The 9,224-nt window shown below is 72.6% G+C and carries 8 protein-coding genes; 6 read left to right on the top strand and 2 right to left on the bottom strand.

Going from position 1 to position 9,224, the window contains the following annotated elements; translation table 11 throughout:
• Positions 1–214 precede the first annotated feature (214 nt).
• Positions 215–829 carry a 30S ribosomal protein S4 gene (gene rpsD / locus ACIQOV_RS13525; RefSeq protein WP_030240707.1) on the top strand — a complete coding sequence of 205 codons (615 nt, stop codon included), beginning with the start codon at positions 215–217 and terminating at the stop codon, positions 827–829.
• Between the two features lie 96 nt (positions 830–925).
• Here rpsD and ACIQOV_RS13520 read toward each other — a convergent pair whose 3' ends face one another.
• On the bottom strand, positions 926–1,252 hold the full coding sequence (locus ACIQOV_RS13520) for a tetratricopeptide repeat protein (RefSeq protein ID WP_359897459.1): 327 nt from the start codon (positions 1,250–1,252) through the stop codon (positions 926–928).
• 53 nt (positions 1,253–1,305) lie between these two features.
• Positions 1,306–3,537, bottom strand: coding sequence for an ATP-binding protein (locus ACIQOV_RS13515; protein ID WP_401048292.1), 2,232 nt, complete (start codon positions 3,535–3,537; stop codon positions 1,306–1,308).
• 243 nt (positions 3,538–3,780) lie between these two features.
• On the opposite strand from ACIQOV_RS13515, the gene ACIQOV_RS13510 reads away from it, so the two are divergent.
• The 5 genes from ACIQOV_RS13510 to mltG all read left to right on the top strand — a co-directional run.
• Positions 3,781–4,260: a DUF948 domain-containing protein gene (locus ACIQOV_RS13510; protein WP_359897457.1), complete on the top strand. Its 480-nt coding sequence runs from the start codon at positions 3,781–3,783 to the stop codon at positions 4,258–4,260.
• Between the two features lie 4 nt (positions 4,261–4,264).
• Entirely contained in the window at positions 4,265–4,717 is a 453-nt protein-coding gene (locus tag ACIQOV_RS13505; protein ID WP_401048289.1) for a DUF6167 family protein, read from the top strand.
• Entirely contained in the window at positions 4,717–7,386 is a 2,670-nt protein-coding gene (alaS, locus tag ACIQOV_RS13500) for an alanine--tRNA ligase (protein ID WP_401048286.1), read from the top strand. The genes ACIQOV_RS13505 and alaS overlap by 1 nt, the downstream gene beginning before the upstream one ends.
• Positions 7,386–7,865 (top strand): Holliday junction resolvase RuvX, encoded by a 480-nt coding sequence (gene ruvX / locus ACIQOV_RS13495; RefSeq protein WP_387691946.1) that lies wholly within the window; start codon positions 7,386–7,388, stop codon positions 7,863–7,865. The genes alaS and ruvX overlap by 1 nt, the downstream gene beginning before the upstream one ends.
• 148 nt (positions 7,866–8,013) lie before the next feature.
• Positions 8,014–9,224 (top strand): endolytic transglycosylase MltG (gene mltG, locus ACIQOV_RS13490; protein WP_401048282.1); only part of this gene is annotated, 1,211 nt, incomplete at its 3' end.

The raw sequence follows: 9,224 nt of genomic DNA, 5'->3' as shown, positions 1-9,224 counted from the left end.
CCCTCCGAGGGGCCCGCACCAGGAGCGTCGCGCACCGTTTCGGTGTCGCGGGCGGCCCAGATTCTGGGCCGGTCCGTGTGACCAGCACGTTCGTGCCCGGCTCCGGAGAGCGGCTGACCGCATCGCCTCGGCGATGGGTTGTCTCCGGGTCGCGAGATGCGACCTCCGTCAACACCTGGTGAAGCCGTATTCGTAAGCAAGGAAGGTTTGGTTCATGGCGAACCAGAAGCGTCCCAAGGTCAAGATCGCGCGTGCGCTCGGCGTGCCGCTGACCCCGAAGTCCGTCAAGTACTTCGAGGCCCGCCCGTACCCGCCCGGCCAGCACGGCCGTGGCCGCAAGCAGAACTCGGACTACAAGGTCCGTCTGCTCGAGAAGCAGCGTCTGCGCGCCCAGTACGACCTGAGCGAGAAGCAGATGGCGCGCGCGTTCGACCGCGCGAAGAAGGCCGAGGGCAAGACCGGTGAGGCGCTCGTCGCCGACCTGGAGACCCGTCTGGACTCGCTGGTGCTGCGTTCGGGCATCGCCCGCACCATCTACCAGGCCCGCCAGATGGTCGTCCACGGCCACATCGAGGTCAACGGCGGCAAGGTCAACAAGCCGTCGTTCCAGATGAAGCCGGGCTTCGTGGTGACCGTCCGCGAGCGCAGCAAGGAGAAGGTCCCCTTCCAGGTCGCCCGTGAGGGTGGCTACGCGGGTGAGGGCCAGACCCCGAAGTACCTCGAGGTCAACCTGAAGGCCCTGGCCTTCCGCCTGGACCGTGCGCCGCAGCGCAAGGAGGTCCCGGTGATCTGTGACGAGCAGCTGGTCGTCGAGTACTACTCGCGCTGACCCGGTTCCGCTCTTCGCGACACCACGAGCGAGCCCCCGCCGCCTTTCGAGGCGACGGGGGCTCGCCCCTTTTCCGTGCTGTCCTTCCCGCTGCCGTCAGATGCTCTCGCCGGTCATCGCGGCGGCCAGCCGCAGGTGCGGGCGGGCCTCCTCGGGCCGGCCCTGGCGCTCCAGGGTGCGGCCGAGCATCAGCCGGGCGTAGTCCTCGGCCGGGTCGGCCTCCAGGATCCGCAGCAGCTCCGCCTCGGCGCGGCGGAGCTGGGCCGAGTGGAAGTAGCTGCGGGCCAGCAGCATCCGGACGGAGAGGTTGGTCGGCTCCTCGGCCAGGACACCTTCGAGCGTGCGCGCCGCGTCGGTGTACGCCTTGGAATCGAAGTAGAACTTCGCCATGCGGTACTCGTTGGCGGCGTTGTGGACGGCCATGATGCTCCTTCCGGGGCAGTTCCTTGCCTCCTCAAGCAATCGGCAAGTTTCAACTATTCCGCGCCGTCGAGGGCGCCGGCGAGGGCGGCACCGAGCGGGGGTCCCGCGCCGTTTCCGGGCCCTGCGCCCTGCGCCCGGCCCCCGCCGCCGAGCGCCCGGGCGACCGCCGCGTCCAGGTCCAGCAGGGTCCCGGCCTCGTAGCACTCCTCGTACTCCTGGGCGGTCAGCCCGGCCCGGGCCCGCTCGGCGCACTCCTGGTGGGGGCCGAAGAAGTTCCGCGAGCCCAGGAACGGGTTGCCGACCGTGCGCCAGATCCGGTGCGCGGCCCCCTGTAGCACCCGGGCCTCGCGCAGGTCGCCCGGCTCGCCCGGTCCGCTCGGCTCGGTCTCCAGCAGTGCCAGCAGGTCGATGCCCAGCACGATGCCGAGCCGGTCGCGGAAGAGGTGGTTCAGCCGCACGCACTCCCGGGCCAGCGCCCGGGCGGGCTGCACGGCGCCGTCCAGCCAGTGCGAGTACGCCATCGCGTAGAGCACGTACCCGTAGGCCCACTGCTCGCCGTGCTCCTCGCACAGCTCGCGGGCCTGGCCGAACCAGAGCTCGCCGCTGTCCGGATCGCCCTGGAAGAGGTGGGCCAGGCCCAGCTCCAGCATGGCCATCACCACGTTGCTGTTGAGCTCGCCGATGGTCCGGTAGTGCCAGAGCGCCTCCTCGAACAGTTCGGCGGCCCGGTCGGGGTCGTCGCCGACCAGGGCGACGCAGCCCTGGCGGTGGACGGCGTAGGCCAGCGCCCGGTCGTCGCCGGTGTCCAGGGCCTGCCGGCGGCACTCCTCCAGTGCCGGGCGGGCGAAGCCGAGGTCGCCCTGGAGGGTGGCCATGTAGCCGGTCACCCAGAGGGCCTTGGCCCGGGCCTCGGTGGGCTCGCGGTCCAGCGCGAGCGCGCGGTCCAGCCAGTGCCGGCCCTCGCCGAGGTGGCCGCAGCCGATCCAGTAGAACCAGAGCGTGCCGGCCAGCAGCAGGGCGATCTGCTCCTCGCCCGGCTCGGCGAGGCAGAACTCCAGCGCCGCGCGCAGGTTGCCGTGGGCGAGCCCGGTGCGCTCGGCGGTCTCCGCCTGCCGGGGGCCGAACCACTCGACCTCGCCCCAGGTGGCGACGCCCAAGTACCAGTCCCGGTGGCGGCGCAGCAGCCGCTGCTCCTCGCCGGCGGCGCGCAGCCACTGGCCGCCGTACTCGCGCAGGGTGTCCAGCAGCCGGAAGCGCACGCCGAAGGCGCTGTCCTCGCGCAGCACCACGGACTGGGCGACCAGCTCGTCGAGCAGGTCGAGGACCTCCTCGGCCTCGATGCCCTCGCCGGCGCAGACGTACTCGGCGGCCTCCAGGTCGAATCCGCCGGCGAAGGCCGACAGGCGGGCCCAGAGTAAACGTTCCTGCACGGTGCACAGCTCATGGCTCCAGCCGACCGTCGTGCGCAGCGTCCGGTGCCGCGGCAGGGCCGTCCGGGAGCCGCAGGTGAGCAGCCGGAAACGGTCGTCCAGCCGGGCGGTGACCTGCTCCACCGACAGCGCGCGCAGCCGGCCGGCGGCCAGCTCCAGGGCCAGCGGGATGCCGTCCAGCCGGCGGCAGAGCAGCGCGACCGCCTCCGCGTTGGCCTCCGTCACCTCGAAGGACGGCAGCACCGCCCCGGCCCGTTCGACGAACAGCCGCACCGCGTCCGGCAGCGCGTCCGGCCGCACCGGGCCGGAGGGCGCCGGGCCGACCGGCAGCGGCGTGAGGGCCAGCAGGTGCTCGCCCGAGGCCCGCAGGGTGGTGCGGCTGGTGGTCAGCAGCCGCAGGCCGGGCAGCGCCCGCAGCAGCGCGTCGGCCAACTCGGCGCAGGCCTCCACCAGGTGCTCGCAGCCGTCCAGCACCAGCAGCAGACGCCGGCCCTCCAGCCGCTCGATCAGGACGTCCAGCGGCGGACGGGCGGAGCCGTCGGCGAGCCGCAGCGCCTCCAGGACGGCGTGGCCGAGCAGCAGCGGGTCCTGCACCGGGGCCACGTCCACCAGCCAGGTGCCGTCCGGGAAGGCGTCGGCCGCCCGGGCCGCCGCGCGCAGGGCCAGCCGGCTCTTGCCCACGCCGCCCGGCCCGGTGACGGTCACCAGCCGGGCCGAGTCCAGCAGCCCGGCCAGCTCGGCCAGTTCGCCCCGCCGCCCGACGAAGCCGGTCACCTCGGCCGGCAGCCGGCCGGGCTCCGGCCCGTGCGGCCCCGCCGCGGGCTCCCCGGGCGGTGCTGTCCAGTCCCCGGCCAAAGGCTGCTCCCCGTGCTCCAGGCCGGACCGGTCGGGGTCCGGACGTGCGTCGGGCCGTACGGGCGACGGCCTGCCAGGCAGAACGAGGTGACCGATCGGTAGGTTACGCGCGCGGATCGCACACCCGACCGGATCGCCGGGCGAACAACCCGGTCCGGAAACCGGGCCTGGGCGCGATAGGGTTTCCTGCTGGGGCCTGTCTGACAGGCCCAGGAGAACTGCAAGGCGAGGGAGCGCGCAAAGGTGTCCGTGGGAGAGCTGGCCGGATTGCTCGTCGCCGTGTTCTGGGCGGTCCTGGTCACCCTGCTCGCCGTGGTGCTGGTCCGCCTCTCGCGGGTGCTCAAGGAGGCCGCCGTCCTGGTCTCCGCGGTCACCGAACAGGCCGTTCCGCTGCTGACCGACGCGGGCGCCGCGGTGCGCAGCGCCAACGAGCAGCTGGAGCGGGTCGACGAGATCACCGCCAACGTGCAGGACGCCGCCGCCAACGCCAACGCGCTCTCCTCCACCGTGGCCGCCACTCTGGGCGGACCACTGGTGAAGGTCGCGGCGTTCAGCTACGGCGTGCGCAAGGCCGTCGCCCGGCAGCAGGGCGGCCTGCCGCCGGTGCCGGCGCAGGCCGGCGAGCGCGAGGAGCTGGCCCGGCTGATCCGGGCCGAGGTGCGCGCCGCGACCGCGCCCAGGAGCGGCCTGTTCTCCCGGGTCCGGCGCGCGGTGAGGGGCTGACGGCATGGTGCGACGCATCTTCTGGATGGCGGTCGGCGCCGGCGCCACCGTCTGGGCCATGAACAAGGCCAACGAGGCCGTGCACCGGCTCACCCCGGACAGCCTCTCCGGCACCGCCGCCCGCGGCGCGCTGCACCTGGGCGACCTGGCCAAGCAGTTCGCCCGGGACGTGCAGGCCGGCATGGCCGAGCGCGAGGAGCAGTTGAAGGACGACCTCGGGCTGCACGGCACCGCCGTGGTGGAGCCCCGCGGCGACCGCCGGTCCCTCCTGGGGAAGCGTTCCGCGCCGCCCCCCTCCGGCGAGCCGCAGTACCGAGCTATCTCGGCGGCGCCCGGTAGCCCGGCCGCCGCCCTGCCTCCGTCCCGCAGCTCCCGCACCACCCCCCGGACCACTGAAGAAACGCCCCGCCGCGCCCTGCCGCCGCGGGGCGGCACCCCGAACCGGAAGGACCACTAATGGAGTCGGCTGAGATCCGCCGCCGCTGGCTGCGCTTCTTCGAGGAGCGCGGCCACACCGTCGTTCCGTCGGCGTCCCTGGTCGCCGACGACCCCACCCTGCTGCTCGTCAACGCCGGCATGGTGCCGTTCAAGCCCTACTTCCTGGGCGAGGTCAAGCCGCAGTTCTCGCGCGCCACCAGCGTCCAGAAGTGCGTGCGCACCCTGGACATCGAGGAGGTCGGGAAGACCACCCGGCACGGCTCCTTCTTCCAGATGTGCGGCAACTTCTCCTTCGGCGACTACTTCAAGGAAGGAGCCATCAAGTTCGCGTGGGACCTGCTCACCACCCCCGTCGCGGACGGTGGCTACGGCCTGGAGAAGGAGAAGCTCTGGATCACCGTCTACAAGGACGACGACGAGGCCGAGCAGATCTGGCGTGACGTCATCGGCGTGCCCTCGGAGCGCATCCAGCGCCTGGGCATGAAGGACAACTTCTGGTCGATGGGCGTCCCCGGCCCGTGCGGCCCGTGCTCGGAGATCAACTACGACCGCGGCCCCGCGTACGGCGAGGAGGGCGGCCCGGCCGTCAACGGCGAGCGCTACCTGGAGATCTGGAACCTGGTCTTCATGCAGTACGAGCGCGGCCACGGCGACGGCAAGGACGGCTTCGAGATCCTCGGCGACCTGCCGAGCAAGAACATCGACACCGGCCTCGGCCTGGAGCGCCTCGCCGCCATCCTGCAGGACGTCGACAACCTCTTCGAGATCGACACCAGCCGGATGATCCTCGACCGCGCCGCCGAGCTCACCGGCCACACCTACGGCGCCGACCACAAGTCGGACGTCTCGCTGCGCGTGGTCACCGACCACATCCGCACCGCGCTGATGCTGGTCGGCGACGGCGTCACCCCCGGCAACGAGGGCCGCGGCTACGTGCTGCGCCGCATCCTGCGCCGCGCCATCCGCAACATGCGCCTGCTGGGCGCCACCGAGCCGGTGGCCAAGGAGCTCATCGACGTCGCGATCAAGGCGATGGCCCCGCAGTACCCCGAGCTGGAGAGCGACCGCAAGCGCATCGAGACGGTCGTCGTCGGCGAGGAGGGCGCCTTCCTCCAGACCCTGAAGGCCGGCACCAACCTGCTGGACGTCGCGGTCACCGAGACCAAGCAGGCCGGCGGCGCGGTGCTCTCCGGCGAGCAGGCGTTCAAGCTGCACGACACCTACGGCTTCCCGATCGACCTCACCCTGGAGATGGCCGAGGAGCAGGGCCTCCAGGTGGACGAGTCCGGCTTCCGCCGCCTGATGCAGGAGCAGCGGGACCGGGCCAAGGCGGACGCCAAGGCCAAGAAGATGGGCCACGCCGACGTCGCCGCGTACCGCGAGGTCGCCGACAAGTCCGGCGCGAGCGTCTTCACCGGCTACGCCCTCACCGAGGGCGAGGCCACCGTGGTCGGCCTGCTGGTGGACGGCGTCCCGTCGCCGGCCGCCTCCGAGGGCGACGAGGTCGAGATCATCCTCGACCGCACCCCGTTCTACGCCGAGGGCGGCGGCCAGCTCGCCGACCAGGGCCGGATCCGGCTGGAGTCCGGCGCGGTGGTGGAGATCCGCGACGTGCAGCAGCCCGTCCCGGGCGTCGTCGTGCACTCCGGCGGGGTGCTGTTCGGCGAGGTCGTGCTGGGCGCCTCGGCGTACGCCACGATCGACATCGAGCGCCGCCGGGCGATCGCCCGTGCCCACTCGGCCACCCACCTGACCCACCAGGCGCTGCGCGACGCGCTCGGCCCGACGGCCGCCCAGGCCGGCTCCGAGAACGCCCCCGGCCGCTTCCGCTTCGACTTCGGCTCGCCCGCCGCCGTTCCCGGCAGCGTGCTGGTCGACGTCGAGCAGAAGATCAACGACGTGCTGGGCCGCGAGCTGGAGGTCACCGCCGAGGTCATGACGATGGACCAGGCCCGCAAGGCCGGCGCCATCGCGATGTTCGGCGAGAAGTACGGCGACGAGGTCCGGGTCGTCACCATCGGCGACTTCTCCAAGGAGCTGTGCGGTGGCACCCACGTCGGCAACACCGCCCAGCTGGGCCTGGTGAAGCTGCTCGGCGAGTCCTCGATCGGCTCCGGCGTGCGCCGCGTCGAGGCGCTGGTCGGCACCGACGCGTACCGCTTCCTGGCCCGTGAGCACACCGTGGTCGCCCAGCTCACCGAGCTGGTCAAGGGCCGCCCGGAGGAGCTGCCGGAGAAGATCTCGGGCATGCTCGCCAAGCTCAAGGACGCCGAGAAGGAGATCGAGCGCTTCCGCGCCGAGAAGGTGCTGGCCGCCGCGGCGGGTCTGGCCGACTCGGCCGAGGACGTGCACGGCATCGCGGTGGTCGCCGCGCAGGTCGCCGACGGCGTGGGCGCGGACGAGCTGCGCAAGCTGGTCCTGGACGTGCGCGGCCGCCTCGGCGCCCGCCCGGCCGTGGTCGCCGCCTTCACCGTCGCCAACGACCGCCCGCTGACCGTGATCGCCACCAACGAGGACGCCCGCGGCCGTGGCATCAAGGCCGGCGAGCTGGTCCGGACCGCCGCCAAGACCCTCGGCGGCGGCGGTGGCGGCAAGGACGACGTCGCCCAGGGCGGCGGCTCCAACCCGGCCGCGGTCGGCGAGGCCATCGCCGCGGTGCGCGGCCTGGTCGCGGAGCGCGCCAGCTGATGGAGCAGGAGGAGAGGCCCTTCCGGCGTGGGCGGCGGATCGCCGTCGACGTCGGGGACGCCCGGATCGGGGTCGCGTCCTGCGACCCCGACGGGGTGCTCGCCACGCCCGTGGAGACCGTCCCGGCCGGGGTGAAGTCGCAGGCCAGGATCGCCGCCATCGTCGACGAGTACGGCGCGATGGAGGTGATCGTCGGGCTGCCGCGCTCGCTCAGCGGCAAGGAGGGCCCGGCGGCGGAGAAGGTCCGGGCGTACGCGGCCCGGCTGGCCGACCGGCTCTACCCGGTGCCGGTGCGGCTGGTGGACGAGCGGATGTCGACCGTCACCGCGACCCACGGGCTGCGCGCCTCGGGGGTCAAGGCGAAGAAGGGCCGCTCGGTGGTGGACCAGGCCGCCGCGGTGGTGATCCTCCAGACCGCCCTTGAGTCCGAACGGGTGAGCGGACGCCCGCCCGGTGAGAGCGTCGAGGCGGTCGGCTGACCGGTCTGATCTAACGTCCCGTTTGAGGGGTCCGTGCGGACGCGTCCGCACGGACCCTTTTTCGTTCGCTTCCGTGTCCGTTATGGATCGATTCGCATCGATTCATATTGATCCGGATCGATCCGGGACCACCGAGGGGGCGCGAGCCATGACCGACCAGGACTTCCACCCGGGGCTCACGCCCGGGCATCTGGGCGCTCCGGTGCTGGAACCGGAGGGCCGTCCGCCGGGCGCGCCCCGCCCGCGCTTCGATGCGCCGGATCCGCACCGACGGCGCAACGGACTGGCCTGCGGGCTCACCGCGTTCGCGCTGATCGCGGTGTTCGGCGGGATCGGGCTGACCGGGTACACCTGGCTCCAGGCGCAGCGCAAACCCCCGGCCGCCGCCGACTTCGCCGGGCAGGGCACCGGCAGCGTCCAGGTCTCCGTCCCGGAGGGCGCCGGCCTCTCCCAGATCGCCTCCGCGCTGGTCCGCAACGGGGTGGTGGCCAGCTCGCTCGCCTTCACCCGGGCCGCGAAGGGCAGCGCGGCGGCGGCCGGGCGGATCCAGCCCGGGACGTACACGCTGAAGCAGAAGATGTCGGCCGCGGCGGCGCTGGCGATCCTGATCGACCCGGCCAACGCCAACGGTCTGACCATCCCCGAGGGCTGGCGCGGCTACCAGATCTACGCGGCCATCGACCGGAAGCTGAACCTGCCCGAGGGCACCGCCCGGAAGACCGCCCAGGATCAGGGCGCCGAACTCGGCCTGCCCGACTTCACCAACGGCAGCCCGGAGGGCTACCTGTTCCCGGCGACGTACAGCGTCACCGAGGGCACCACCGCCTTCGACCTGCTGAAGCAGATGGTGGACCGGGCCGGCAAGGAGTTCGGCCGGGACGACGCCACCGTAGTCGCGCAGAACCTCGGGCAGAGCGTGTACGGGCTGATCACCGTGGCCAGCATGGTCCAGGGCGAGGCCGACAACACCGAGGACATGGGCAAGGTGGCCCGGGTGATCTACAACCGGCTGGCCAAGGGCATGCCCCTGCAGCTGGACTCCACCATCAACTACGCGCTCGGCCGCTCGACCCTGAACACCTCGGTGACCGACACCAAGCTGGACTCCCCGTACAACACCTACCTGCACCCCGGGCTGCCGCCGAGCCCGATCTCCAACCCCGGGCGGCAGGCGATCCTGGCCGCGCTGGACCCGACGCCGGGGGACTGGCTGTACTTCGTCACCGTGAAACCGGGGGACACCCGCTTCACCGACAGCTTCGACGTTCATCAACGCAACGTGGCCGAGTTCAACGCCAACCGGGCGGCGGCCAAGCCCGGTGCCCCGGCCGCGGACCCGTCCTCCCCGGCGTCCTCCGG

It is taken from the genome of Kitasatospora sp. NPDC091257, from assembly GCF_044757675.1.
GTDB classification, from domain to species: Bacteria; Actinomycetota; Actinomycetes; order Streptomycetales; family Streptomycetaceae; genus Kitasatospora; species Kitasatospora lactacystinica.
This window is presented reverse-complemented; position numbering and strand designations above follow the sequence as displayed.